The sequence below is a fragment of the Streptomyces sp. NPDC127129 genome (assembly GCF_042671585.1).
Classification (GTDB): domain Bacteria; phylum Actinomycetota; class Actinomycetes; order Streptomycetales; family Streptomycetaceae; genus Streptomyces.
Genome location: NZ_JBHXTV010000015.1, coordinates 132,283 through 157,054 on the forward strand (window position 1 = coordinate 132,283; position 24,772 = coordinate 157,054).

The 24,772-nt window shown below is 70.7% G+C and carries 20 protein-coding genes; 8 read left to right on the plus strand and 12 right to left on the minus strand.

Annotation, left to right across the window (positions count from 1 at the left end):
- Positions 1 to 14: 14 nt before the first annotated feature.
- A complete protein-coding gene (gene mgrA / locus ACFVGW_RS27250; protein WP_385853790.1) occupies positions 15 to 1,052 on the minus strand; it encodes an L-glyceraldehyde 3-phosphate reductase in 1,038 nt (345 codons plus the stop codon).
- Between the two features lie 110 nt (positions 1,053 to 1,162).
- Between mgrA and ACFVGW_RS27255 the strand changes: the two genes are divergently transcribed.
- From ACFVGW_RS27255 to ACFVGW_RS27275, 5 genes are all read left to right on the plus strand, one after another.
- A complete protein-coding gene (locus ACFVGW_RS27255) occupies positions 1,163 to 1,924 on the plus strand; it encodes an isoprenyl transferase (protein WP_383225331.1) in 762 nt (253 codons plus the stop codon).
- A 507-nt stretch (positions 1,925 to 2,431) separates the two neighbouring features.
- Positions 2,432 to 3,754, plus strand: a complete 1,323-nt coding sequence (locus tag ACFVGW_RS27260) for a PhoH family protein (RefSeq protein WP_352190479.1) — start codon at positions 2,432 to 2,434, stop codon at positions 3,752 to 3,754.
- 376 nt (positions 3,755 to 4,130) lie between these two features.
- The gene (locus ACFVGW_RS27265; RefSeq protein WP_352190478.1) at positions 4,131 to 4,820 is read left to right on the plus strand and encodes a transglycosylase SLT domain-containing protein; all 690 of its coding nucleotides are present in this window, start codon (positions 4,131 to 4,133) and stop codon (positions 4,818 to 4,820) included.
- 117 nt (positions 4,821 to 4,937) lie between these two features.
- The gene (locus ACFVGW_RS27270; RefSeq protein ID WP_385853791.1) at positions 4,938 to 6,551 is read left to right on the plus strand and encodes an AI-2E family transporter; all 1,614 of its coding nucleotides are present in this window, start codon (positions 4,938 to 4,940) and stop codon (positions 6,549 to 6,551) included.
- Positions 6,548 to 7,252 carry a hypothetical protein gene (locus ACFVGW_RS27275; protein ID WP_385853792.1) on the plus strand — a complete coding sequence of 235 codons (705 nt, stop codon included), beginning with the start codon at positions 6,548 to 6,550 and terminating at the stop codon, positions 7,250 to 7,252. The genes ACFVGW_RS27270 and ACFVGW_RS27275 overlap by 4 nt, the downstream gene beginning before the upstream one ends.
- 76 nt (positions 7,253 to 7,328) lie before the next feature.
- Here the strand turns inward: ACFVGW_RS27275 and ACFVGW_RS27280 are convergent, their stop codons facing one another.
- On the minus strand, positions 7,329 to 7,862 hold the full coding sequence (locus ACFVGW_RS27280) for an alkyl hydroperoxide reductase (RefSeq protein ID WP_383225340.1): 534 nt from the start codon (positions 7,860 to 7,862) through the stop codon (positions 7,329 to 7,331).
- A 6-nt stretch (positions 7,863 to 7,868) separates the two neighbouring features.
- Complete coding sequence (locus tag ACFVGW_RS27285) at positions 7,869 to 8,423, minus strand: peroxiredoxin (protein WP_260229113.1); 555 nt, start codon at positions 8,421 to 8,423, stop codon at positions 7,869 to 7,871.
- Between the two features lie 150 nt (positions 8,424 to 8,573).
- Between ACFVGW_RS27285 and ACFVGW_RS27290 the strand changes: the two genes are divergently transcribed.
- A complete protein-coding gene (locus ACFVGW_RS27290; protein WP_383291711.1) occupies positions 8,574 to 9,509 on the plus strand; it encodes a LysR substrate-binding domain-containing protein in 936 nt (311 codons plus the stop codon).
- A gap of 56 nt (positions 9,510 to 9,565) precedes the next feature.
- Here ACFVGW_RS27290 and ACFVGW_RS27295 read toward each other — a convergent pair whose 3' ends face one another.
- From ACFVGW_RS27295 to ACFVGW_RS27305, 3 genes are read right to left on the minus strand one after another with little or no spacing between them, the layout of a single operon-like run.
- Positions 9,566 to 11,914, minus strand: a complete 2,349-nt coding sequence (locus ACFVGW_RS27295; RefSeq protein ID WP_385853793.1) for an ABC transporter permease — start codon at positions 11,912 to 11,914, stop codon at positions 9,566 to 9,568.
- Positions 11,911 to 12,594 carry an ABC transporter ATP-binding protein gene (locus tag ACFVGW_RS27300; RefSeq protein WP_385853794.1) on the minus strand — a complete coding sequence of 228 codons (684 nt, stop codon included), beginning with the start codon at positions 12,592 to 12,594 and terminating at the stop codon, positions 11,911 to 11,913. Before ACFVGW_RS27300 ends, ACFVGW_RS27295 begins: the two co-directional genes overlap by 4 nt.
- On the minus strand, positions 12,591 to 13,115 hold the full coding sequence (locus tag ACFVGW_RS27305; protein WP_385853795.1) for a PadR family transcriptional regulator: 525 nt from the start codon (positions 13,113 to 13,115) through the stop codon (positions 12,591 to 12,593). The genes ACFVGW_RS27300 and ACFVGW_RS27305 overlap by 4 nt, the downstream gene beginning before the upstream one ends.
- Positions 13,116 to 13,406: 291 nt before the next feature.
- On the opposite strand from ACFVGW_RS27305, the gene ACFVGW_RS27310 reads away from it, so the two are divergent.
- Positions 13,407 to 15,596 carry a transglycosylase domain-containing protein gene (locus ACFVGW_RS27310; RefSeq protein WP_385853796.1) on the plus strand — a complete coding sequence of 730 codons (2,190 nt, stop codon included), beginning with the start codon at positions 13,407 to 13,409 and terminating at the stop codon, positions 15,594 to 15,596.
- Positions 15,597 to 15,645: 49 nt separating this feature from the next.
- Here the strand turns inward: ACFVGW_RS27310 and ACFVGW_RS27315 are convergent, their stop codons facing one another.
- The 3 genes from ACFVGW_RS27315 to ACFVGW_RS27325 form a co-directional block, all read right to left on the minus strand.
- On the minus strand, positions 15,646 to 17,709 hold the full coding sequence (locus ACFVGW_RS27315; protein ID WP_385853797.1) for a SpoIIE family protein phosphatase: 2,064 nt from the start codon (positions 17,707 to 17,709) through the stop codon (positions 15,646 to 15,648).
- A gap of 290 nt (positions 17,710 to 17,999) precedes the next feature.
- On the minus strand, positions 18,000 to 18,665 hold the full coding sequence (locus ACFVGW_RS27320; protein WP_385853798.1) for a DUF402 domain-containing protein: 666 nt from the start codon (positions 18,663 to 18,665) through the stop codon (positions 18,000 to 18,002).
- Between the two features lie 44 nt (positions 18,666 to 18,709).
- Positions 18,710 to 20,113, minus strand: coding sequence for a class II fumarate hydratase (locus ACFVGW_RS27325; RefSeq protein WP_385853799.1), 1,404 nt, complete (start codon positions 20,111 to 20,113; stop codon positions 18,710 to 18,712).
- A 105-nt stretch (positions 20,114 to 20,218) separates the two neighbouring features.
- Between ACFVGW_RS27325 and ACFVGW_RS27330 the strand changes: the two genes are divergently transcribed.
- Complete coding sequence (locus tag ACFVGW_RS27330) at positions 20,219 to 21,745, plus strand: ricin-type beta-trefoil lectin domain protein (RefSeq protein ID WP_385853800.1); 1,527 nt, start codon at positions 20,219 to 20,221, stop codon at positions 21,743 to 21,745.
- A gap of 93 nt (positions 21,746 to 21,838) precedes the next feature.
- On the opposite strand, the gene ACFVGW_RS27335 is transcribed toward ACFVGW_RS27330, so the two are convergent.
- The 3 genes from ACFVGW_RS27335 to ACFVGW_RS27345 all read right to left on the minus strand — a co-directional run bounded on the left by ACFVGW_RS27335 (position 21,839) and on the right by ACFVGW_RS27345 (position 24,749).
- Positions 21,839 to 22,489, minus strand: coding sequence for a lipoprotein (locus tag ACFVGW_RS27335; RefSeq protein ID WP_385853801.1), 651 nt, complete (start codon positions 22,487 to 22,489; stop codon positions 21,839 to 21,841).
- Between the two features lie 44 nt (positions 22,490 to 22,533).
- Positions 22,534 to 22,932, minus strand: a complete 399-nt coding sequence (locus ACFVGW_RS27340) for a VOC family protein (protein WP_385853802.1) — start codon at positions 22,930 to 22,932, stop codon at positions 22,534 to 22,536.
- Between the two features lie 122 nt (positions 22,933 to 23,054).
- Positions 23,055 to 24,749: a fumarate hydratase gene (locus tag ACFVGW_RS27345; RefSeq protein ID WP_383291718.1), complete on the minus strand. Its 1,695-nt coding sequence runs from the start codon at positions 24,747 to 24,749 to the stop codon at positions 23,055 to 23,057.
- Between the last annotated feature and the right edge of the window lie 23 nt (positions 24,750 to 24,772).

Below are 24,772 nucleotides of genomic sequence, written 5' to 3' on the forward strand. Positions count from 1 at the left end.
CGGCCCGGACGGGCTCAGCCCCGTCCGGCCCAGATGTTGGTGCCCTCGGTGTCCACGGCGAAGGAGTCGATCTCCTTCAGCTCCTCCTCCGTCAGCGGAGGCCCCGCCAGCGCGGCCACGTTCTCCTCCAGCTGCGCGACGCTGGACGCGCCGATCAGCGCGGAGGTCATCCGCTCGTCGCGCAGCACCCAGCGGAGCGCCAGCTGGGCCAGCGACTGTCCGCGCCGCTCGGCGATGTCGGCCAGGCCGTGCAGCCGCCGCAGCACCTCGTCGGAGAGCAGGTTCGGGTCGAGGGACTTGCCCTGCGTCGCCCGCGAGCCCTCCGGGATGCCCTTCAGGTACTTGTTGGTGAGCAGGCCCTGCGCCAGCGGCACGAAGGAGATGCAGCCCATGCCGGCCGCCTCCAGGGTGTCGAGGAGGGCGTCCTCCTCGGTCCAGCGGTTGATCATCGAGTACGACGGCTGGTGGATGAGCGCCGGGACGCCCATCTCCTTCAGGATCCGCGCGGCCTCGGCCGTCTGCTCGCTGTTGTAGGAGGAGACGCCGACGTACAGCGCCTTGCCCTGCTGGACGGCGGAGGCGAGCGCCCCCATCGTCTCCTCCAGCGGGGTGTGCGGGTCGAAGCGGTGCGAGTAGAAGATGTCGACGTAGTCGAGGCCCATCCGCTTCAGGGAGGCGTCGAGCGAGGACATCAGGTACTTGCGGGAGCCCCACTCGCCGTACGGGCCGGGGTGCATCTCGTAGCCGGCCTTGGTGGAGACGATCAGTTCGTCCCGGTACCGGGTGAAGTCCTGGGCGAAGATCTTGCCGAAGTTCAGCTCGGCGGAGCCCGGCGGCGGTCCGTAGTTGTTCGCCAGGTCGAAGTGGGTGACGCCGAGGTCGAAGGCGCGGCGCAGGATCGCGCGCTGCGCGTCGAGCGCACGGTCGTCGCCGAAGTTGTGCCAGAGGCCGAGGGAGACGGCGGGGAGCTTGAGTCCGCTGCGGCCCGTGCGGCGGTACTCCATGTGCTCGTAGCGCTCCGCGGAGGCGCGGTAGATCGGGGAATCAGTCACGTATCTCTGCTTATCACGGACTTGTGACAGTCCCGGGCTGGGAGCCTGTTACCCGTCCGCAGTAGTGTGTCGGCTTCGGGGGCCGCCGCAGCATGGAGGGGTTAAGAACAGTGAACCTGCGCGACCTGGTGTACGGGCTCTACGCACGCCGGGTGGAAGGCCGCCTCGATCACACCCAGGTGCCGAAGCACATCGGTGTCATCCTCGACGGCAACCGGCGCTGGGCCAAGGCCTCCGGTGGAACCCCCGAGCAGGGCCACAAGGCCGGCGCGGACAAGATCCAGGAGCTGCTCGGCTGGTGCGCCGAGACGGACGTCGAGGTCGTCACGCTCTGGATGCTCTCGACGGACAACCTCAACCGGCCCGAGGACCAGCTGGGCCCGCTGCTCTCGATCATCGAGGGCGCGGTGCGCTCCCTGGCCTCCGACGGCCGCTGGCGGGTGCACCACGTGGGCACGCTGGACCTGCTGCCGGCCCGTACCCAGTCCGTGCTGAAGGAGGCCGAGCAGGCCACGCACGACAACACGGGGATACTCGTGAACGTCGCCGTGGGCTACGGAGGCCGCCAGGAGATCGCGGACGCGGTCCGCTCGCTGCTCCTGGAGCACGCGGAGAAGGGGACGAGCTTCGAGGAGCTCGCCGAGATCGTCGACGTCGAGCACATCTCGGAGCACCTCTACACGCGGGGCCAGCCCGATCCGGACCTGGTGATCCGTACGAGCGGCGAGCAGCGTCTGTCGGGCTTCATGCTCTGGCAGAGCGCGCACTCCGAGTACTACTTCTGCGAGGTCCACTGGCCGGCCTTCCGCAAGGTCGACTTCCTGCGGGCACTGCGCGACTACGCCGCCCGTCACCGCCGCTACGGCACCTGAGCGAAGGCGGAAGCGACCGGGGAGACCCCGCGGAAGCGGACCGGAAGCGCCGCGGGGGCCCGTCCGAGCGGCCCGAAGCGGTGCGGCAGCCCGCCGGAAGCAGCACGGAAGCAGCAGGGAAGTAGCGCGGCAGCCCGCCGGACGCAGCACGGAAGCGGCACAGGAGCAGCACGGAAGCGGTGCGGCAGCCCGCCGGACGCAGTACGGAAGCGCGGACTCCGTCGCCGGACGATCACCGGACGTTCGACTCTGTTCACGAACACGTCGTCATATGCCATGGCATGGCTGAGTCTTTTCGAGGGAATACCCCTTCCAGAGTGAGCGGCACGGAGACCGCCACCCGGGAGGCCCGTTGCACCAGGACGACCGTGCAGGACATGTACGGACGGAGCGGAGGGCCGGAGCTCGGCCCGCGCATCGTGGCCAGAGCCCGGTCCCATCCCGCAGCGACACCGCTTCCGTCGCGCCCCGACCTCTCAGGGGTCGTCAAAGGGGGTCTGTCCTTCCGTGGTGACCAGCACTAAGCGCCGCTTGTCCGACAGGCGCACCTACGTACTCGACACCAGCGTCCTGCTGGCCGATCCCAACGCCGTGTCACGGTTCGACGAGCACGAGGTCGTGCTCCCGATCGTCGTGGTCACCGAGTTGGAGGCCAAGCGGCACCATCCCGAGCTCGGCTACTTCGCCCGGGCGGCCCTGCGCCTCCTGGACGACTTCCGGGTCCGGTACGGGCGCCTGGACGCCCCGCTCCCCATCGGGGAGCTGGGCGGCACCCTGCGTGTCGAGCTGAACCATTCCGACCCCGGAGTGCTCCCGGCCGGCTACCGGCTGGGGGACAACGACTCCCGGATCCTGGCCGTCGCGCGCAATCTGCAGGCCGAGGGGTACGACGTCACGGTCGTCTCCAAGGACCTGCCGCTGCGCATCAAGGCGTCCTCGGTCGGGCTCCTCGCGGAGGAGTACCGCGCGGAGCTGGCCATCACGGACTCCGGTTGGACCGGTATGTCCGAACTGGCACTCTCGGCCGACCAGGTGGACATCCTCTACGACCAGGAGACGCTGTACGTGCCGGAGGCCGCCGAGCTTCCGGTGCACACGGGTCTGGTCCTGCAGTCCGAGCGGGGCAAGGCGCTCGGCCGGATCACGGCGGAGGGCAACGTCCGGCTGGTGCGCGGCGACCGGGAGGCCTTCGGCATCCGGGGCCGCAGTGCCGAGCAGCGGATCGCGCTGGATCTGCTCCTCGACCCGGACGTCGGGATCATCTCGATGGGCGGGCGGGCCGGTACGGGCAAGTCGGCGCTCGCCCTGTGCGCGGGCCTGGAGGCGGTCCTGGAGCGCCGGCAGCACCAGAAGGTGATGGTGTTCCGTCCGCTGTACGCGGTCGGCGGCCAGGAGCTCGGCTATCTGCCGGGCAGCGAGGCCGAGAAGATGAGCCCCTGGGCGCAGGCGGTCTTCGACACGCTCTCGGCCGTGGCGGGCCGTGAGGTCATCGAGGAGGTGCTCGGGCGCGGGATGCTGGAGGTCCTGCCGCTCACCCACATCCGGGGCCGCTCGCTCCATGACGCGTTCGTCATCGTGGACGAGGCCCAGTCGCTGGAGCGGAACGTCCTGTTGACCGTTCTGTCCCGGATCGGGGCGAATTCGCGGGTGGTGCTGACGCATGACGTCGCCCAGCGCGACAACCTCCGGGTCGGCCGGTACGACGGAGTCGTCGCCGTGGTCGAGAAGCTGAAGGGGCATCCGCTCTTCGCGCACGTCACGCTGACCCGCTCGGAGCGGTCGCAGATCGCCGCCCTGGTGACCGAAATGCTGGAGGACGTTCAGATCTGACCCGTTTCGCACAGTCCCGTACGAGTACGGGAGTTGGCGCCGCCCGGCAGAGCGCAGGAGCTTAGCCGGGCGGCGTCGTGCTGTCCGGGAAATCGGCCAAAACTCGTGCGACTTACGAGGTGTGAGCTTTCACACGCAACTCAGAATTGCCTTGCGGTGTCGCCGTCCGGCAGAGTCTTGCTTCCGTCAGGCCCCGCATACGGCACACGTGCACCTCCAGAGGTGCTGCACCACACAACTCAACAATCGTTCGCCGTATGCCGCCCACAGCACCACGGGCCCGTGTCTTCTGTGACCCAGTACGTCGGAGACCAGCGCCAGGGGCACGATTTCGGCCACGTGGTCACCGCTGTGGACGATGCTGGAAGGAAACCGTGTGAGCCGGATCTCGGTCCGGGGATTCGCGGTGGCTTCGGCCACTGCGGTCACCACCGTCGGCGCCGTCGTGGGCGTTGCCTCGGGCAACACCCAGCCCTCTGACGACAACTTCGAGGCCACCGCGGCCGACACCACGCTGCTCGCGGACATTCCCGCGGGCGAGCAGGCCCAGGTACAGGTCTCCTCGCTCTCGGAGCAGGCCGACGTCCAGGCTGCTGCGGCCGACTCGGCCATGAAGAAGTCCGCGGAGGAGGCTGCCCGTATTCAGGCGGCCAAGGACGCCGAGGCGAAGAAGAAGGCTGCCGACAAGGCGGAGAAGGAGCGCAAGGAGGCCGCCGAGCGCGCCGAGCGTTCCTCCGTCCGGGACGCGTCCAGCTTCTCGGCCCAGGGCTCGTACTCCATCTCCGAGGTCAAGGCGATCGCTCGCCAGATGATCCCGGCCTCGCAGTTCCAGTGCTTCAGCAACATCGTGGACCACGAGTCCGGCTGGAACTACCGGGCGACCAACCCGTCCTCGGGCGCGTACGGTCTCGTCCAGGCCCTCCCGGGTTCGAAGATGTCGTCGGCCGGCGCCGACTGGCAGACGAACCCGGCCACCCAGATCAAGTGGGGCCTGAACTACATGAACAGCCGCTACGACAGCCCCTGCGGCGCGTGGAACTTCTGGCAGGCCAACCGCTGGTACTAGTACCGGCGCTCTCAACCCTGCTGAGCCCCTCACCGTCCTACGGTGGGGGGCTTCATGCGTGTAGGTTCGGGCCCACGTGCTCCCCGGGGGAGTGAGCGGGGGGAAGAGGAAGAAGAGATGTCGAGACTGCCAGGATGGCTGAGCCGGCTGGGCGACGAGCTGAGCCGCATGGGGGAGCGCCTGGACGAGCGCCGTGTCCGCGCCGAGCGTGCGCACGACCTGGGCGCCGACGACGCGTCCGGGTCCGCCGGCTCGGGCGCCGGGCCGGACCGTGGCGACGAACCGGCCACGAACCACGGCCCGGAGGGGACATCCGGACCGGTGTCCGGACCGGTGTCCGGACCGGTGTCCGGATCGGCGTCCGGCACTGACGGGTACGCCACGGGGGCGTCCTCGCCCGGACCGGCAGCCGCCCCCGATTCCGCAGCAGGCCACGGCTACGGCGCCGGCCCCGGCCGCGAAGGCGCACCCGAGGCGGGCCGCGACGCCGAGCGCTGGCCCGGGAAGCGACGTGCGCCGCAGCAGACCACCGTGGCCGTCTCCGTGCCCGCGCCGCCCGCCTACGCCCCCGCCGTCGCCGCCCGGCCGGATCCCGTCGCCGCGATCCCGTGGGGCATGCGGGTCGCCGCCGAGGCCGGATGGCGTCTGCTCGTGCTCGCCGGCACCCTCTGGGTCCTGATGAAGGTGATCAGCTCGGTGCAGCTGGTCGTTCTCGCCTTCGTCGCCGCCCTCCTCATCACCGCCCTGCTCCAGCCGACCGTCGCACGGCTGCGCGGGATGGGTCTGCCGCGCGGGGTCGCCACGGCGGTCACCGCCGTCTCCGGCTTCGTGATCATGGGGCTTGTCGGCTGGTTCGTGGTCTGGCAGGTCATGGACAACATCGACAACCTCTCGGACCGGGTCCGGGACGGTATCGAGGAGTTGAAGCGCTGGCTCCTCGACAGCCCGTTCCACGTGACCGAGAAGCAGATCAACGACATCGCCAAGAACCTCAGCGACACGATCGGCGCGAACACCGAGCAGATCACCTCCGCGGGGCTCCAGGGCGTGACCGTCGTCATCGAGGCGATCACCGGGATACTGCTCGCGATGTTCTCGACCCTCTTCCTCCTCTACGACGGGAAGAAGGTCTGGCAGTGGACGCTGAAGCTGGTGCCCGCGCAGGCCCGGCCGGGTGTCGCGGGCGCGGGGCCGCGGGCCTGGCGCACACTGACCGCGTATGTGCGGGGGACGGTGCTCGTCGCCCTGATCGACGCGGTCTTCATCGGCCTCGGGCTGTACTTCCTCGAGGTCCCGATGGCCGTCCCGCTCGCCGTCTTCATCTTCCTCTTCGCCTTCATCCCGCTCGTCGGCGCCGTCATCTCCGGAGCCCTCGCGGTCGTGGTCGCGCTGGTCACCAACGGGGTGTTCACCGCCCTGATGGTCCTGCTCGTGGTCCTGGCCGTGCAGCAGATCGAGGGCCATGTGCTCCAGCCGTTCATCCTCGGCCGGGCCGTCCGGGTCCATCCGCTCGCCGTCGTCCTCGCGGTCGCGGCCGGCGGGCTGACCGCCGGCATCGGCGGCGCGGTGGTCGCGGTGCCGCTGGTCGCCGTCACCAACACCGTGGTCGGCTATCTGCGCGCGTACAGCCATGAGCAGGCGCTGCTCAGTACGCCGGAACCGCGCGGCGCGACCGCGTTCGCCGTGGCGCCGGTCAAGGCGCCCGGCTCCAGGGACCGGAGCGACGCGTGATTTCCGAACCGGAGCTGATCGGAGGCGACGGCTTTCCGGCGGCGCAGGTGCTCGATCAGGAGTCCCGGGAGTCCCGGGCGCCGCGCGAGCCGAAGGCGCCCCGCCCCCGCCGTCCCTGGCTGTGGGCGCTCGGCGGCGCGGTGGTGGCCTCGGCGGTGTGGGCCGGCGGCCTGTACGCGTACGAGCGGAGCCGGGACGAGGCGCCGGACCTCAGGGGATACCGCACCGTCGACCAGCTCTGCGAGAAGGCCGAACTGAAGGCGTTGTCCGTGGTGCTCGGGGCGAAGTCCGTCGACCATGAGATCCCGACGGCGAAGCACCCCGCTCTCGACCGGGCCCTCTGCTTCGCCACGATGAGGTCGGGCGGGACGGCCTACAGCATCGAGGTCGCGTACGACCTGCACAAGGTGACCGACCCCGAGCCGGAGTTCCAGCCGCTCCTGGGCGTCTGGCAGGCGGACGCGGAGCCGTTCGAGGGGCTCGGTGAGCAGGCGTACGTCCATCGCGAGGCCGAGGACGGGAGCGCGTGGATGCGTGTCCTCGACGGTCAGGCCGAGCTGGAGATCTCGTTCCGCCCGCAGGAGGACTGGGAGCCGGGGAAGAAGGAGCCGACCGCCACCAGGAAGGTCGACCTCTCGGGTATCGAGACCGTCCTCGCCCAGGACATGACTGCTCTGATGGCCGCGCTGAAGAAGCCCTGACGGCCGCCCGCCCCGCGGGAGATGACGGGAAGGGCCCCGGGGAAACCCCGGGGCCCTTCGTGTCGGGCGCGCTCGCCTACTCGGCGATGAGCGCCTCCGCGTCCAGCGTCACGCCGACCGCCTGGATCACCGAGGCGATCTTGACGGCCTCCTGGATCGTCTCGCGGTCGACACCGGCCTGGCGCAGGACCTGCTCGTGCGAGTCCAGGCACTGGCCGCAGCCGTTGATCGCGGAGACGGCCAGCGACCACAGCTCGAAGTCGACCTTCTCGACGCCCGGGTTGCCGATGACGTTCATCCGCAGACCGGCGCGCATCGTCCCGTACTCCGGGTCCGACAGCAGGTGCCGGGTCCGGTAGAAGACGTTGTTCATCGCCATGATCGCGGCGGCGGACTTGGCCGCCGTGTACGCCTCGGGCTTGAGGTTGGCCTTGGCCTCCGGCTCCAGCTCCGCGAGGACCTTCGGCGAGCGCGAGGCGATCGCGCAGGCGAGGACCGTGCCCCAGAGCTGCTGCTGCGGGAGCTCGCTGTTGCCGATGACCGAACCGAGGTTCAGCTTCAGATCCTTGGCGAAGTCTGGTATGGCGGACTTGAGTTCGTCGAGAGCCATGTCAGATCACTCGCCCGAGAGGAGCGCGACCGGGTCGAGGGTGTTCTCGCCCTTGGTCCAGTTGCAGGGGCACAGCTCGTCGGTCTGCAGGGCGTCGAGGACCCGCAGGACCTCCTTGGGGTTACGGCCCACGGAGCCGGCGGTCACCATCGTGAACTGGATCTCGTTGTTCGGGTCGACGATGAAGACGGCGCGCTGGGCGAAGCCGTCCTCGCCCTCGACGCCGCAGTCGCGCATGAGCTCGTGCTTGGAGTCGGCGAGCATCGGGAAGGGCAGGTCACGCAGGTCGGCGTGGTCCTTGCGCCAGGCGTGGTGCACGAACTCGGAGTCGCCGGAGGCGCCGAGGATCTGGGCGTCGCGGTCCGCGAACTCGTCGTTCAGCTTGCCGAAGGCGGCGATCTCGGTCGGGCAGACGAAGGTGAAGTCCTTGGGCCAGAAGAACACCACGCGCCACTTGCCCTCGTAGGACTTGTGGTTGATCTGCTCGAACTCCTTGCCGCTCTCCAGCGACACGCAGGCGGTCAGGTCGTAGGTGGGGAACTGGTCACCGACAGTGAGCACGCGCTCTCCTTGCAGTGGGAAGGGTCCCTTTTGGGGTCTTCCGTGAGGGGTTGGACGTGCTTCATCCTGGCACGGAGTGCATTGATCAGTGAAATAGCTAGACTGCCTCGGGTTGATCGAAGGTGGTTATCAGTGATCCCGGCACGACGTGTGAAACAACCCAGCCTGTCCCAGCTCAGGGCCTTCGCGGCGGTCGCGGAGCATCTGCACTTCCGTGATGCGGCGGCGGCGATAGGCATGAGCCAGCCGGCGCTCTCGGGCGCGGTTTCGGCTCTCGAAGAGGCACTCGGTGTCCAGCTCCTCGAGCGTACGACGCGCAAGGTGCTGCTCTCGCCCGCGGGCGAGCGGCTCGCGGTGCGGGCGCGGGGCGTCCTGGACGCCGTGTCGGAGCTGATGGAGGAGGCGGAGGCGGCGCAGGCCCCGTTCACCGGGGTGCTGCGGCTCGGCGTGATCCCGACCGTCGCGCCGTATCTGCTGCCCACGGTGCTGAGCCTGGTCCACGAGCGCTATCCGGAGCTCGACCTCCAGGTCCATGAGGAGCAGACGTCCTCGCTCCTGGAGGGGCTCGCGGCCGGACGGCTGGACCTGCTGCTGCTCGCGGTGCCGCTCGGTGTGCCCGGTGTCACCGAACTCCCGCTGTTCGACGAGGACTTCGTGCTCGTCACTCCGCGTGGCCATGCGCTGGCCGGCCGGGAGGACATTCCGCGCGAGGCCCTGAAGGAGCTCAACCTGCTGCTCCTCGACGAGGGCCACTGTCTGCGTGACCAGGCCCTCGACATCTGCCGGGAGGCGGGGCGCACGGAGGGGGCGCCGGTCACGACGACCGCGGCAGGCCTCTCCACCCTGGTCCAGCTGGTGGCGGGCGGGCTCGGGGTGACGCTGCTCCCGCGTACGGCGGTGAAGGTCGAGACGGCGCGCAACGCGGCCCTGTTCACCGGCTGTTTCACCGATCCGGCGCCCTCGCGGCAGGTCGCCCTCGCCATGCGCACGGGCGCGGCCCGGCAGGCGGAGTTCGAGGAGCTGGCCGGGGCGCTGCGGGGCGCGATGAGGCGTCTTCCGGTACGGGTGGTGGGCGCCGGTTCCTGAGGCCCCCCGGCCCCGGGAACCGACGCCCACGCGTCGTACATGCTTTCGTCGGGTTACTACTCGGTCCTCAGTCCGTCCGCCCGCATCAGCCGCCAGAGCACCGGCAGGCTGAGCAGGGTCACGGCCGCGATCAGGGCGAGTCCGACGCCGGTGACGGGCAGGAAGACCCACCAGTCGAGGACCTGTTGGCCGGTCATCTTCAGCAGGACGACGCCGAGGCCGAGCCCGCCCGCCACGGCCAGGACGAGGCCGAGCACGATGGGCACCGCCGTCTGCCACAGCACCGACCAGCTCAGCGTGGTGCGCCGGGTGCCGAAGGCGACCAGCGAGGAGAGCAGCCGCTTGCGGTCCCTGAGCTGTTCGAGCGTGGTGACCAGGAGCGAGGCGGCCACCAGGAGCATCGTGAGGGTGGAGCCGACGAGGATGCCGGTGCGGACACTGGCGAACTGAGCGTTCCGCTCGGTGTTCTTGAGCGTGCGGACCCACGAGGTCCGGTCCAGGGCCGCGGCCGTGTTCCGCACGTACTCGGCGGCGTCCGGTACGGCCGGGTCGAGCCGGACCATGGCGAGCGCGGCGGGGTCGTCGAGCCGAGCCGCGTCGATCGACGACGGGGTGGCGAGGACCCCGAACTCGTACATGCCGGTCGGGTCGGGGCGGGAGTCCACGATCCGGGCGGTGGTGGGGATGCGCCACTTGGGGAGCGTGCCCTTGTGCTCCTCCGGGTCCCGCAGGGCCACCGTCCTGCCCGGCTTCGCCGTCTCCATGACCCAGCTGTCGGGCGCTCCTCCCTGGGCGCCGTGGGAGAGGGCGATGAAGACGTCACCGTCCGTGCAGGAGGGCAGTTCCGCGAACTCGCGGAGCGAGGCGCAGTCGCCGACCTTGACCGAGGTGATCGGGGCGAAGTCCTCGCCGTCCTTCAGGGCTCCGGGCCGCCACAGGGACGACGTGATCGTGCCGGAGACTCCGTCGACGCCCCGCGTCCGCGTGAACCGGGTGATCATCTCCCGGGCCGCGTCGCCGGTCTTCGCCTCGGTCTCGGCGACGAGCTGGGCCCGCGCGGGGTCCTCGCCCGTGGCCTGGGTGAAGGAGCTCTCCATCGCCTGGAAGAGCATCTGGAGCGCGATCGCGCCGGCAGCGGCGACGACGATGCCGCTGACGGCGCGGGCCGCCGTACCGCTGCTCAGCTGGAGCCTGCGCACGGCGAGCTGCCAGGAGACCGGCCCCCTGTGGAGCCGCTTCACCCCGGCCTCGACGAGCCACGGCAGCAGAGTGGTGAGGCCGGTCAGGCAGAGGGTGACGCCCGCTCCGATCCCGACGGTGTCGAGGGCGGTCTGGTCGATCTCCACCGTCCCGAACAGCGGGACGAGCAGGGCCGCGCCGGCCGCCACGAGCAGCAGCCGCCACCACAGCCGGCGACGGCGCGGCGTGGCGGAGCGGACGACGCCGAGCGGTTCGATCGCCACTCCGCGCAGTGCGAAGAGGGTGACGACGACGGAGGCGACGGGGACGACGACGAGGACGAGCGCGGCGAGGGCGGGCATCGGTACGACGTCGGACGGGAAGGCGTTGACGTCCCAGATGGTGACCGTGCCCGCGAACTGCCGTGCCGCCGCGAAGAGTCCGACGCCGACGGCGAGACCGACGAGTGCGCCGGCCAGGGACTCGCCGGCCGCGATCCGCCGCGTCGTCGCGGTGTCCGCGCCGACGAGCCGGAGCGCCGCGAGCCGCCGGTCGCGCTGTTCGCCGCCGAAGCGGACGGCGGTGGCGATGAAGACGAGCACCGGGAGCAGCAGGACGACGGAGGCGACGAGGACGAGGAGGATGAGGAACGCGTTGAACGGCTCCTCGGGCACCGACCAGCCGTAGCGCGATCCGCGTCCGTCGTAGTTGTCCGTGGTGAGGAAGTCGACGTGGGCGACGTAGCGCAGTTCGGCCGGGCCGATGAGTCCGGCGTCGCCGATCGTCCCGACGGCCTTGTAGGGGAGCCGCTCCTTGAGGAGGGCGCCTTCGGGGGAGTCGAGCAGCTCGCGCAGCGCGGGCGAGACCAGCATCTCGCCGCTCGCGGGCAGCTTCGCCGTACCGGGCGGGAGAGGGGTCTGCGTGCCCTCGGGGCGCAGCAGGAGCCCGGTGACGGCCCGGTCCCGGTAGAGCGTGGTCTGCCCGAGGTGGAGGAAGGTGTCGGGGCGGGGGCCGGTCTCCTGCTCGCTGCCGTCGACGGAGCGGGTCGCCTCGCGCACCTCTCGCTGGAAGAGCATGCCGGGCAGGGAGGCGGCGGCGAGCAGCAGGGCCACGCCGATGCCGACGCCGAGCGCGGTCAGGAGGGTGCGGAGCAGGCCCGAGCGGCCTCCGGTGACCGCGAACCGGGCGCCGAGCGTCAGGTCGCGGGACCAGGTACGGAGCTTCATGCCGCCCACTCCGTGGCGCGGACCGCGCCGTCGCGGACGACGACCTCGCGGTCGGAGTAGGCGGCGACGCGGGCCTCGTGGGTGACGAGGACGACGGCGGCGCCGGTGTCGCGGGCCGCGTCCGTGAGCAGCTCCATGACGCGTTCGCCGTTGAGGGAGTCGAGGGCGCCGGTGGGTTCGTCGGCGAAGAGCACCCGTGGGGCGGTGACCAGTGAGCGGGCGACCGCGACGCGCTGGCCCTGCCCGCCGGATATCTCGCCGGGCCGCTTGCCGGCGATGTCGCCGATCTCCAGGCGGTCCAGCCACTCCCGGGCGCGGGACTCGGCGTGCTTGCGCCGCTCGCCGTTGAGGCGGAGCGGGAGGGCGACGTTCTCGGCGCAGGTCAGCTCCGGCACGAGCTGTCCGAACTGGAAGACGAAGCCGAAGTCGGTGCGGCGCAGGGCGCTGCGCTCGCCGTCCGACATCGTGGTGAGGTCGCGCCCGTCGTAGGCGATGGTTCCGGCGTCGGGCCGGACGATGCCGGCGAGGCAGTGCAGGAGCGTGGACTTCCCGGAGCCCGAGGGGCCCATCACGGCGACGACCTCGCCGGCCCGGATGGCGAACTCGGCGCCGGAGAGCGCCGGGGTCGGTCCGTACGCCTTGTCGAGGCCGCTCGCCCGGAGCAGGGGGGTGGCGGTCATCGTCGGATCTCCTCGGCGAGGCGGTCGAGCCGGGCGGCGGTCAGCTCCAGCCAGCGCAGGTCGGCTTCGAGGTGGAAGAGGGCGTGGTCGCAGATCAGCTGGTCGGCGAGGTCGCCGCCCTTCTTGCGCCGGGTCAGCTCGCGCATCAGCCGGAGGTGCTCGGCGCGCTGGACGTCGAGCAGCTCGGCGGCGCCGCGTCCGGTCAGGAGCGCGAGGACGACCTTGGTGTAGAGCGTGGACTGGAGGTACGGCTCCGGCTTCTCGGGCCGGTTCAGCCACTGCTCGACGTCGGTGACGCCGGCCTCGGTGATGGCGTACCGCTTCCGCTCGGGCCCTTCGCCGGCCTCGATGCTGTCGACCTCGACCAGGCCGTTCTTCAGGAGCCGGGACATCGTCGAGTAGACCTGCCCGTAGTGCAGCGGACGGTCGTGGCCGAACTTCTCGTCGAAGGCGCGCTTGAGGTCGTAGCCGTGGCGCGGACCGGACTCCAGGAGCCCGAGAAGGGTGTGTCCGATTGACATGCCGTCACTCTACACCCTGTGTATACGCGCGATGTATAGCTGTGGTGACCAGGGGCGACACGGGATGTGACCCGCGACGCACAACCATCCGTGCCCCAGAAGCGTCGGTTTCACCGTAAGCAGGTGCTGATTCTCACGTCCGGAAAAGACCGGATCGAGTGCACTTTGTCGGCATCGGCGGTGTTAGCTTGCTGAGCTGATCCGGAGCGGACACCCGCCCGAACACCGACGTCGACACCACGGCGTCGACACCACGACGACGAGACCACGACGAGCGGAGCGACGCAGAACATGGGCCGATCGGACAAGGGCCAGGGGAAGAAGGGCGGGCGCATACGCCGTCTCTTCACCTGGAAGAAGATCCTGGGCACGTTCTTCGTCGGCTGCCTGCTCGTGATGGGCGCCTTCTACGCGATCTACCTGATGGTCCCGGTGCCGACCGCGAACGCGCAGGCGACCATGCAGAGCAACGTCTACAAGTACGGGAACGGCAAGATCCTCGCCCGTACCGGCGAGATCAACCGCGAGATCGTGGGCCTGGAGAAGATTCCGCTCGACGTGCAGCACGCCTTCGTCGCCGCCGAGAACAAGACCTTCTACAAGGACAACGGCATCGACATCAAGGGCACCGCGCGCGGTGCCCTGAACACGATCACCGGCAAGGGCAAGCAGGGTGGTTCGACCATCACCCAGCAGTACGTGAAGAACTACTACCTGGACCAGGACCAGACGGTCACCCGCAAGCTCCGTGAAATGGTGATCGCGCTCAAGGTCGACCAGCGCATGTCGAAGACCGACATCCTCGCCGGCTACATGAACACGAGCTTCTACGGCCGCAGCGCGTACGGCATCCAGGCCGCCTCGCAGTCGTACTACGGCGTCGACGCCTCGAAGCTGAACGTCGCCCAGGGCGCCTACCTCGCCTCGCTGCTGCAGGCCCCCAACCAGTACGACTGGACCGCCGCCACGCCCACCGGGCGCAAGCTGGTCGAGGAGCGCTGGAACTACACCCTCGACAACATGGTCGAGGAGGGCTGGCTCGACCCGGCCGAGCGCGCCACGCTGAAGTTCCCCGCCCCGCTCAAGGAGAAGGCCGCCCCCGGCATGGAGGGCCAGCGCGGCTACCTCGTCGAGGCCGCCAACCAGGAGCTGATCCGGCAGGGCATCAGCGCCGAGGACATCAAGGCCGGCGGCTGGACGATCACCCTCAACATCGACGAGCAGAAGCAGAAGGACCTGGTCAAGGCGGTCGAGCGGCAGCTGGAGAAGAAGCTCGACCGCAAGGGGGACAAGAAGGACGCCACCGTCCAGGCGGGCGCCACCTCCGTCGACCCGAAGACCGGCAAGGTCGTCGCGATGTACGGCGGCGTCGGCGCCACCGAGCACTGGACGTCGAACGCCACCCGGCGCGACTACCAGCCCGCCTCGACGTTCAAGCCGATCGTCCTCGCCTCCGCGCTCGACAACCGCGCGCTGACCCAGGACGGCCGGGAGATCGGCCTCGGCACGATCTACGACGGCACCAGCAAGCGCCCCGTGGTCGGCAGCTCCATCGCGTTCAAGCCGGAGAACGAGGACAACCGCAGCTACGGCCCGGTCACCGTCCAGAAGGCCACCAACAGCTCGATCAACTCCGTGTACGCGCAGATGATCGTGGACGTCGGCCCCGGCACCGCCAAGAAGACCGCGATCGACCTCGGCATGAAGGACGGGGCGGACTTCGGGGAGACCCCCGCGATGTCCCTCGGCACCATGGGCGCCTCCACCTGGGACATGGCCGGCGTCTACGCCACGCTCGACAACCACGGCGTCAAGGTCACCCCGACCATCGTGAAGTCCGCCGAGCACAAGGACCGCAAGGCCGAGCCGGTGAAGTCGATCGGCGGCCAGGTCGTCAGCCGCGAGGCCGCCGACACCGTCACCAAGGCGATGACCGGCGTCGTCAGCAGCGGCTCCGGCTTCCGGGCCGCGGGCGACTACGCGGCGGCCGGCAAGACCGGAACCTCGGAGAACAACCGCTCCGCCTGGTTCGTCGGCTACACCCCCGAACTGGTCACCGCCGTCGGCCTCTTCGGCGAGGACCCCAAGGGCAACCAGGTCACCCTGACCGACACGATCAATCCGGGCCGTGCGAACGGTGGCCGTACCCCGGCCGAGATCTGGGGCGACTACACCACCGCGGCACTCGACGGCGGCTCCGACGCCCGCTTCGACCTGGAGACCGACGGCTCCGGCGACGTCGTGGAACCGGACCCGACGACGACGCCGACCGGCGACGCCCCGACGTCGACCCCGCCGCCCGTCACCCAGTCCCCGGACCCGACGCCCCCGCCGACCTCGACGGCGACCACGCCGCCGCAGCCGACGGACACCGTCACGGTGCCGCCGCCGCCCACGCAGACGACGGAACCGGTGCCGCCGACGATCGAACCACCGGTCGACGGCGACATCGGCAACGAGAACCTCCGCCCCGAGCGGTGACACGACGAAGGCCGGACCCGAAGAGGGTCCGGCCTTCGTCGTGTCACGCTCAGATACGCGTCGGCAGCTCGAACCAGACCACCTTGCCGCCCGAGAGCCGGGTCGCCCCCCACCGCCTGGCCAGCCGGTTCACCAGGAACAGCCCGCGCCCGCCCTCGTCCGTGTCCCGCGCCCGCCGCTGCCGGGGCAGCTGCGGGGAGTCGTCGCCGACCTCGCAGCGCAGGACGTCCGTCTTGAGCAGACGCAGCGTCACCGGCCGCTCCGCGTACCGCACGGCGTTCGTCACGACCTCGCTGATCAGCAGCTCGACCGAGTCCGAGAGCTCCTCCAGGTCCCAGCGGGCCAGCGCCCGCCGGGCGAGCCGCCGCGCCCGTCCCGGCGCCGCGTCCTCCGGCTCCAGGAACCAGTACGCCACGTCACTCGGCGCGATCCCGTCGAAACGGGCCGCGAGCAGCGCGATGTCGTCGTCCCGGTCGCCCGGGCCGAGCATGTCGAGGACGTCGTCGCAGAGGGCCTCCAGCGGCGGCGAGTGGTCCGGGCCGGTCAGCTGGGCGGTCGCCGCAAGGCGCTCGCGGAGCTGCTCTATCCCGGTCCACACGTCCCGCAGCCGCGACTCGACCAGACCGTCCGTGTACAGCAGCAGCGTGGCGCCCGCCGGGGCGTCCAGCTCGACCGCCTCGAAGTCGACCCCGCCCACGCCGATCGGCGCGCCCGGCGGCACGCGCAGGACCTCGGCGCGGCCCCCGAGGTGGAGCAGTATCGGCGGCGGATGGCCCGCGTTGGCGATGGTGATCCGGTGCGAGACCGGGTCGTACACCGCGTACATGCAGGTCGCCATCCGGTCCTGGCCGAGCCGCTGGGCCTGCTCGTCCAGGTGGTGCAGGACCTCCTGGGGCGGCAGGTCGAGCCCGGCGAGGGTCTGGGCCGTGGTCCGCAGCTGGCCCATGATCGCCGCGGACGTCATGGAGTGGCCCATGACGTCGCCGACGACCAGCGCCACCCGGCTGCCGGGCAGCGGGATCGCGTCGTACCAGTCACCGCCCACCCGGGCCGTCTCGGCGGCCGGCAGATAGCGGGAGGCGAGCCGGACACCGGTCGGCTGCGGCAGCGAGTCCGGGAGCATCGTGCGCTGGAGTTCGTCGGCGATGTACGCCTCACGGCCGTAGAGCACGGCCTTGTCGATGCCGAGCGCGGTGTGCGTGGCGAGCTGGGCCGCGACGAGCAGGTCGTTCGGCTCGAACGCGGGCCGCTCGGGGCGGCGCAGGAAGACGGCGGCCCCGATGACCCTGCGCCGGCCCCGCAGCGGGGCCAGGATCGCCCGGTGGCCACCGGGCAGGACGTGATCCCGCCCGAGGAGTTCGGACAGGGCGGAGCGGGCGGCGGCGGAGTCGCCGAAGACCGGCCGCACGCCGCGCAGCACCTCCGCCAGGTTTCCGCCGGAGCGCACCTCGCAGAGTTCGGCCGCGGGGGTCGGGTCCGGGTCGGGGACGAGCGTCAGCTCCTCGCCCTCCACGTCCGTTAAACGGAGCCGGTCGGTGCGGCGCAGCCGCAGCACGAACGGCGCGACCGGCCGTTCGTCGCCGACCGGGAGCGGATCGCGCAGATAGACCAGGATCGCGTCGGAGAAGGTCGGCACGGTCGCCCGGCAGAGCCCGAGCACGATCTCGTCGAGGTCTATCCCGCGCGCGATCCGCCGGGTCGCCGCGCCCACGAACCGCAGCCGGTCGCCCTCGCGCCGGGCCGCGGCGCCGTCCTGCGGCTGGGGCGCGCCGGGGGAGCCCGAGGTGCCGGGGGTCGCGGGGGTGGCGTTCACGGCCATCGCGGCCGCCGGGGCGCCCGCCTGCGCGGGCGTGCCGCCGGGGGCGGCGGCCGCGGGGGGCGTCACCTGCCCGGGCACGGGACGGCCTCCGCCGTCGCCCGTGCCGTCGGGGGTGTGCTCACGGTCGGTGCCCGGCGAGTCGTCGGGGCGTCTGCCGGCGGCGGACCGGGGACCTGCCGAACCGGGCTGCGCCGGCACCGGCGCCTCGGCCGCTTGCTGCCGGGGGCGGGTGCGCTCGTGCGGCCGGGCAGCCAGCGGCTGCCGGCCTTCGTGGGAGGTGGGATGCTCCGTCACGCGTGGGATTCCGTCCGTCCGGGCCGGTGGTGCGATGCACTCGCTCTTCTCGCCGATGCCGCGCCTTCACGGGGGATAAACCCCTGGCGCGCGGTGGATCTGAATGCCCCGCGAGCAGCGGCTACGACAGGGGTCGGCACACCCGGGCAGACGTCCGGCACTGCTCTCCCCCTCAAGGATGACTTACGGTCAGGTCCTGCGCTGTGCTCTGTGGTTGACACCGTGTTCGGTGGATCATCGTCGTGCGGAGGACGATCCTACGTTTGCACCCCGGGGGCGCATCAAGGGTCTCACGGTGCCGTGTGCGCCGGGGTGCGATCCCAGTCCGACGGCAGTTCGGGAACGGTCCAGCCGGGATCGGGCCGCCAGTCCTCCCACCCGTCGCGGAACGGCGGACCCCAGGCCCGGATCAGGTCGACGGCGGCGCTGCCCGCCGCCCGGACGCGCGCGGCCTGCGCCGCGTCCATCAGACCGGACCGCTGGGCCTGCGCGAACTCGTCCTCGTCCCGCCAGAGCCAACTGCGGTCGGGGTAGACGGAGATGTCGAGGAAATGGTCCACGGAGTCCACACCGCCGGACCACCGGGTGCGCGGCTCCTCCAGGTTCACGTACCAGCTGCGGAAGAGCCAGCCCCGGTCCCAGAACAGCCAGACCGACCAGGGGTCGGCCGGCCGGGCCAGCTTCAGCACACCCGTCCCGAACCAGCGCGAGCGGACCGTGGTGCGCGGGGCGGTGTAGCGGGTGGCGAGCGGTTCCTGGTGGACGGGGCTGCCGTCCGCGAGCACCGGCTTGACGCACTCGGTGCCCGGCGCCATCCAGACGGCGAGCAGGTCGGGGGTGTCGCGCACGACCGTCACGGGACGGCAGATGTGCACGTCACCGGAGGCGTTGTCGAGGTAGCGCCAGAGGATGTGAGCCCCTGGCGCCCAGTGCTGAGAACCACCCGATCCTGTCATGCACAGATATTAGGGGTGCGCCTCCTCGGCCGCTGCGATGCAGGTCACGGATGAGTCATACGCAGCACGTCGAGCGCCTCGTCCAGCTGTTCGACGGTGAGGTCGCCCCGGTCGACGTATCCCCCCTCCAGGACCACCTGGCGGATCGTCTTCCGTTCGGCCAGGGACCTCTTGGCCACCTTCGCCGCCTCCTCGTAGCCGATGTACCTGTTCAGCGGGGTGACGACGGACGGCGAGGACTCGGCGTACTCCCGGGCCCGTTCGGCGTTGGCGGTGATGCCGTCGACGGTGCGGTCCGCCAGCAGGCGCGCGGCATTGGCCAGGAGGCGTACGGATTCCAGCAGGTTCTTGGCCATCACCGGGAGCATCACGTTGAGCTCGAAGTTGCCGGCCGCGCCCGCCACCGCCACCGTGGTGTCGTTTCCGGTCACCTGCGCGGCGACCATCAGGACGGCCTCGGGAATGACCGGATTCACCTTGCCCGGCATGATCGAGGAGCCGGGCTGGAGGTCGGGGAGGTTGATCTCCGCCAGGCCGGTGCGCGGGCCGCTCGCCATCCAGCGCAGATCGTTGGAGATCTTCGTCAGGCCGACGGCGATGGTCCTGAGCTGGCCCGACGTCTCCACCAGGCCGTCCCGGGCGCCCTGTGCCTCGAAGTGGTCGCGGGCCTCGGTGAGGGGCAGTCCCGTCGTGCCGGCGAGTTCGGCGATCACCGCGGCGGAGAAACCGGGTGGCGTGTTGATGCCGGTGCCCACCGCCGTACCGCCGAGGGGGAGTTCGGCGAGTCGGGGGAGGGAGGCGTGCAGCCGTTCGACGCCGTACCTGACCTGCGCCGCGTAGCCCCCGAACTCCTGGCCGAGGGTCACCGGCGTGGCGTCCATCAGATGGGTCCGGCCGGACTTCACCACCGTCGCGAATTCGGCCGATTTCCGCTCCAGGGAGTCGGCCAGACGGCCGAGGGCGGGGACGAGGTCGTGGGTCACCGCGGCGGTGGCGGCGATGTGGATCGAGGACGGGAAGACGTCGTTGGAGGACTGCGAGGCGTTCACGTGGTCGTTGGGGTGGACCTCGCGCCCCTCGGGGAGCCGCTCGGTGGCGAGCGTGGCGATGACCTCGTTGGTGTTCATGTTGGAGGAGGTGCCCGAGCCGGTCTGGAAGACGTCCACCGGGAAGTGCTCGTCCCAGCGGCCCTCGGCGACCTCGGCGGCGGCCTGCGCGATGGCGTCCGCACGGTCCTGGTCGATCACCCCGAGCGAGGCGTTGACCTTCGCCGCGGCGGCCTTGATCCGGGCCAGGGCCTCGATGTGGGCGCGCTCCAGGCGCTGCCCCGAGACGGGGAAGTTCTCCATCGCCCGCTGGGTCTGGGCTCGCCACTTGGCGTGCGCGGGAACCCGCACCTCGCCCATCGAGTCGTGCTCGATCCGGTACCCGCTCGTGTCGTCGTTCATGACGTCAACCTCCATACAAAGGTGAGCACTTGTCTTGTTCCGCCTATTCCCCTTGCGCTTACCAGCCAGTAAAAACCGTGGGTAACCCCACTTCCAGGAGGCGCAATGAGGCGCACCAGGTACAGACTCCGTTGGGCGATCGCGGCCTCGGCCGCGGCCGCCGCGGTCTTCGGAGCGACGGCGGCCGCCGCCCCCGCCGGCGCGGCCCCGAGCACACCCCGGACGGTCTCCGCCGTACCCCTGCCGCCCGAGCTCGAAGCCGTCCGGGCCGCCGAGGCGACCAGGATCTACGGCAGTCCCGAGGAACGCCCGCTCGCACAGCGCAAGAGCGGTCTGATCTCGCTCGGCGACAGCGAGATCTCCGGCGAGGGCGTCGGCACGTACGAACCGCCCACCAACGGACCGAGCAACTGGTGCCACCGCTCGCCCGACGCCGCCATCCACCGCACCGGGATCCCCGCGGACCTCACGTTCAACGTGTCCTGCTCCGGTGCCTACAGCGGCAACATCAGGATCGGCGGCTCCAAGCAGTACGCCGACGAACTGGTCCAGAGCGACAACCTGGCCGTCAAGGCCCGCAACACGCGGATCAAGATGGTCCTGCTCGTGGCCGGAGCCAACGACGACCTCCAGTTCGGGCCCGTCATGACCGACTGCGTCACCCGCTACCTCACGTTCCAGGGCGCGTGCGAGCCGAAGTACGCCCCCGGCTGGCAGGCCCGCGTCGACGCCCTCGTCCCCAAGGTCGAGCAGACGGTGCGCGACCTGAGGACCGTGATGCGCGACGCCGGCTACGCCGACGGCGACTACAAGCTCGTGGTCATGGGCTACCCGAGCCCCATCGGCCCCGACTTCCCGGACAACCCGAACTTCCCCGGCAAGCTCGCCTGCGGCGGTCTGGGCTACGACTCCGACACCGTCTGGGGCCGCAACACCGCCGTCCCCGCCTTCGAGCGCGGCATGCGCAGGGCGGCGGCGAACACCGGCGCGACCTACCTCGACAACTCGCGGCTCTTCCACGGCCACGAGGTCTGCATGGAGGACACCTGGGCCCGCGGTCTGTACATCGACCTCTCCAAGCCCGGCACCCCCGACGAGAACTCGGTCCGGCAGTCCTTCCACCCGAACGCGAGCGGCCACCGGGCCTTCGCGTCCTGCCTCACGCAGCTGTACAACTCCGGCCTTCGCGAGGCGAGCTGCGCGGACGTCAACTCCAGTGGGACGCCCACCCTCTTCCCGTACGCCTGGGACGACGTCTACCGGCCGCTGAAGAACCAGGCCACCGGCAACTGCGCGGACGTCGACGCGGCGACGTCCAGGAACGGCACCGCCGTGCTCGGCTGGGACTGCCACGGCGGCCGCAACCAGGGCTGGTGGTACGACTCCGCCCGGCAGACCGTCCACACGGAGCTGACCCAGGACCGCTGCCTGGACGTGCCGGGCGCCCGCTACCGCGCGGGCGAGGCGCTGATCGTCTGGAACTGCTCGGGCGCCGCGAACCAGAGGTTCGTACGCGACGGGGCCACGATCAAGCCCGCGGCATCGACCGGGCTCTGCCTGACGCAGGCGGCCGCGAAGCAGCCGCTGCGGCTGCAGAACTGCGACGGCTCGGCGAACCAGCGGTTCGCGTAGCGCCGGACCCCGCGACGCCGTGGCCCCCGTCCGGTGCGGGACGGGGGCCACGGTCACACCCAGGGGCGTGCGGAGTGCCCGGACATCGTGCGCTCAGAGGGTCTTGAGGCTGGTCCGGGCCAGCTCGTACGCCGGCAGCATCTCCCGGTGCTCCTCGGTGTCGAGCCCGCCGAGATGGACGATGACCGTCCCCTTCGGCGCGGCGACGGCGAAGGCACGCTCCTCCTTCGACTCCTCCATGAGCTTGTTGTAGACGGTGTACGTCACCTCCACGGCCGGCAGCGCACCGGCCTTCGTCTCCTTGTAGGAGACCTTCGAGGTGTTCTCCTCCGCCTTCACGAACCCTTCGAGCGCGGTACGGGCCGCGCCCCTGTCCGCCGTCCAGACCCGCAGGTAGCCGATGTTGCCGGCCGGCTTCGCGTCGATCTCGCAGGTCATCGTCGCCGGACCCTGCACGGCGAGCGCGGCGAACAGCTCGTCGTCGGTGGCCTCGACGGCCTTCGGCTTCCAGTCCGCGGCCAGACCGAAGGAGACCGGCAGTTCACAGGCGGAACCGGAGGCCCCGACGGCCGCCGAGGCCTCGGCCGCCTTCGCGCCCGTGCCGGCACCGGCCGCCGCGGAGGTGGGCGTCGTGACGGGCGGCGCGGTGCCGACGGGCTTCGCCGTGGTGCCACAGCCGGTCAGTGCGCCGACGGCCGTGAGAACGGCCAGCGCCGGCCCCAGGGCCCGTATCGGATGTCTCATGCGCGCAGGCTATCCGGGACGGCCCGGGCACCCCGCGCGGTTTTTCACCGGCCGCCCCGCAGCACGTCCAGGTAGTGCTGGTTCTGCATGACGCCCAGGACGTTCCCGAAGGGGTCGGTCACCGAGGCCGTGACGAAACCCGGGCCGCGGGGCGTGAGCGGCTCGTACTCCTTCGCCCCCAGGGACAGCAGCCGGTCGAGCGTCGCGCGCACGTCGTCCACGTGCCAGTACACGATCGCGCCGCCGGGCTCGCCGGCCGCCGAACCGGCCGGCGCGTAGGCGCGGTCGATCAGCCCGAGCTCGTGCCGGTAGTCGCCGATACGGAACTCTGCGTACCCGGGCCGCTCGAAGTACGGCTCCAGGCCGAGCAGTTGCGTGTACCAGGCCTTCGCGGCCGCCAGATCGTCGGCCCAGAAGCTGACGGTGGTGAGCCCTCGCAGCATGGTGTTCCCCTCTCCTCGTCCGGTGCCGTCACCGTAGGGGTCGAGTAGGACAGGTTCCGTCCTACTCGACCTCGGGGAGGGGAAACGCCGTGATGCGCCGCCGCGTCAGCCGAGACCCCGCGTCAGCCGAGACCCGGCCCGCGGACCGGGATGTGGGTGAACGTCGGCTCCGGGGCCGGGTTCTGGAAGAAGTCGTTGCCCTTGTCGTCCACGACGATGAACGCCGGGAAGTCCTCGACCTCGATCTTCCAGACCGCCTCCATGCCGAGCTCCTCGTACTCGACGACCTCGACCTTCTTGATGCAGTCCTGCGCGAGGCGCGCCGCCGGGCCGCCGATGGAGCCCAGGTAGAAGCCGCCGTGGCCGCCGCACGCGTCCGTGACCTGCTTCGAGCGGTTGCCCTTGGCCAGCATGACCTTGGAGCCGCCCGCCGCCTGGAACTGCTCGACGTACGAGTCCATCCGGCCGGCCGTGGTCGGGCCGAAGGAGCCCGAGGCGTAGCCCTCGGGGGTCTTCGCCGGGCCCGCGTAGTAGACCGGGTGGTCCTTCAGGTACTGCGGCATCTCCTCGCCCGCGTCGAGCCGCTCCTTGATCTTGGCGTGCGCGATGTCGCGGGCCACGACCAGCGGGCCGGTGAGCGAGAGCCGGGTCTTGACCGGGTACTTCGTCAGCTCGGCGAGGATCTCGTCCATCGGCTGGTTCAGGTCGATCTTCACGACGTCGGAGGACTCGTCGAGGTGCTCGTCCGTCGTCTCCGGCAGGAAGCGCGCCGGGTCGGTCTCCAGCTGCTCCAGGAAGACGCCCTCGGCGGTGATCTTCGCGACGGCCTGGCGGTCCGCCGAGCAGGACACGGCGATCGCGACGGGCAGCGAGGCGCCGTGGCGCGGCAGCCGGACGACGCGGACGTCGTGGCAGAAGTACTTGCCGCCGAACTGCGCGCCGATGCCGATCTTCTGCGTGAGCTCGAAGACCTTCTCCTCCAGCTCCTTGTCCCGGAAGCCGTGGCCGGTCTCGGCCGAGCCCTCGGTGGGCAGCTCGTCCAGGTAGTGCGCGGAGGCGTACTTCGCGGTCTTCAGCGCGAACTCGGCGGAGGTGCCGCCGACGACGATCGCCAGGTGGTACGGCGGGCAGGCGGCCGTACCGAGCGAACGGATCTTCTCCTCGAGGAACTTCATCATGCTCGCCTCGTTGAGCACGGCCTTCGTCTCCTGGTAGAGGAAGGACTTGTTGGCCGAGCCGCCGCCCTTGGCCATGAAGAGGAACTTGTACGCACCGCCGTCGGTCGCGTACAGCTCGATCTGCGCGGGCAGGTTCGAGCCCGTGTTCTTCTCCTCCCACATGGTGACCGGGGCCATCTGCGAGTACCGCAGGTTGAGCTTGGTGTACGCGTCGTAGATGCCCTTGGACAGGGCCTCCTCGTCGAGGCCGGAGGTCAGCACGTTCTGGCCGCGCTTGCCCATGACGATCGCGGTGCCGGTGTCCTGGCACATCGGGAGGACGCCGGCGGCGGCGATGTTCGCGTTCTTGAGGAGGTCGAGCGCGACGAACTTGTCGTTGCTCGACGCCTCCGGGTCGTCGATGATCCGGCGCAGCTGGGCGAGGTGGGCCGGGCGCAGGTAGTGCTGGATGTCGTGGATCGCCTCGGCGGCGAGCGTGCGCAGCGCCTCCGGCTCGACCTTGAGGAACGTACGGCCGTCGGCCTCGAAGGTGGAGACACCTTCGGCGGTCACCAGGCGGTAGGGCGTGGTGTCCTCTCCCAGGGGGAGCAGATCGGAGTACGCGAACGCCGGGGCGGACGGACGGGGGGTGGACGACATGACGGCAGCCATTCCTCACTCGG

Coding starts and splice junctions, on each gene's coding strand:
- ACFVGW_RS27325 (WP_385853799.1), bottom strand. CDS start 20,113: ATGAACGACGACACGAGCGGGTACCGGATCGAGCACGACTCGATGGGC.
- ACFVGW_RS27320 (WP_385853798.1), bottom strand. CDS start 18,665: ATGACAGGATCGGGTGGTTCTCAGCACTGGGCGCCAGGGGCTCACATC.
- ACFVGW_RS27340 (WP_385853802.1), bottom strand. CDS start 22,932: ATGCTGCGAGGGCTCACCACCGTCAGCTTCTGGGCCGACGATCTGGCG.
- ACFVGW_RS27300 (WP_385853794.1), bottom strand. CDS start 12,594: ATGACCGCCACCCCCCTGCTCCGGGCGAGCGGCCTCGACAAGGCGTAC.
- ACFVGW_RS27330 (WP_385853800.1), top strand. CDS start 20,219: ATGAGGCGCACCAGGTACAGACTCCGTTGGGCGATCGCGGCCTCGGCC.
- ACFVGW_RS27305 (WP_385853795.1), bottom strand. CDS start 13,115: ATGTCAATCGGACACACCCTTCTCGGGCTCCTGGAGTCCGGTCCGCGC.
- ACFVGW_RS27335 (WP_385853801.1), bottom strand. CDS start 22,489: ATGAGACATCCGATACGGGCCCTGGGGCCGGCGCTGGCCGTTCTCACG.
- ACFVGW_RS27270 (WP_385853791.1), top strand. CDS start 4,938: ATGTCGAGACTGCCAGGATGGCTGAGCCGGCTGGGCGACGAGCTGAGC.
- ACFVGW_RS27280 (WP_383225340.1), bottom strand. CDS start 7,862: ATGGCTCTCGACGAACTCAAGTCCGCCATACCAGACTTCGCCAAGGAT.
- ACFVGW_RS27295 (WP_385853793.1), bottom strand. CDS start 11,914: ATGAAGCTCCGTACCTGGTCCCGCGACCTGACGCTCGGCGCCCGGTTC.
- ACFVGW_RS27310 (WP_385853796.1), top strand. CDS start 13,407: ATGGGCCGATCGGACAAGGGCCAGGGGAAGAAGGGCGGGCGCATACGC.
- ACFVGW_RS27345 (WP_383291718.1), bottom strand. CDS start 24,749: ATGTCGTCCACCCCCCGTCCGTCCGCCCCGGCGTTCGCGTACTCCGAT.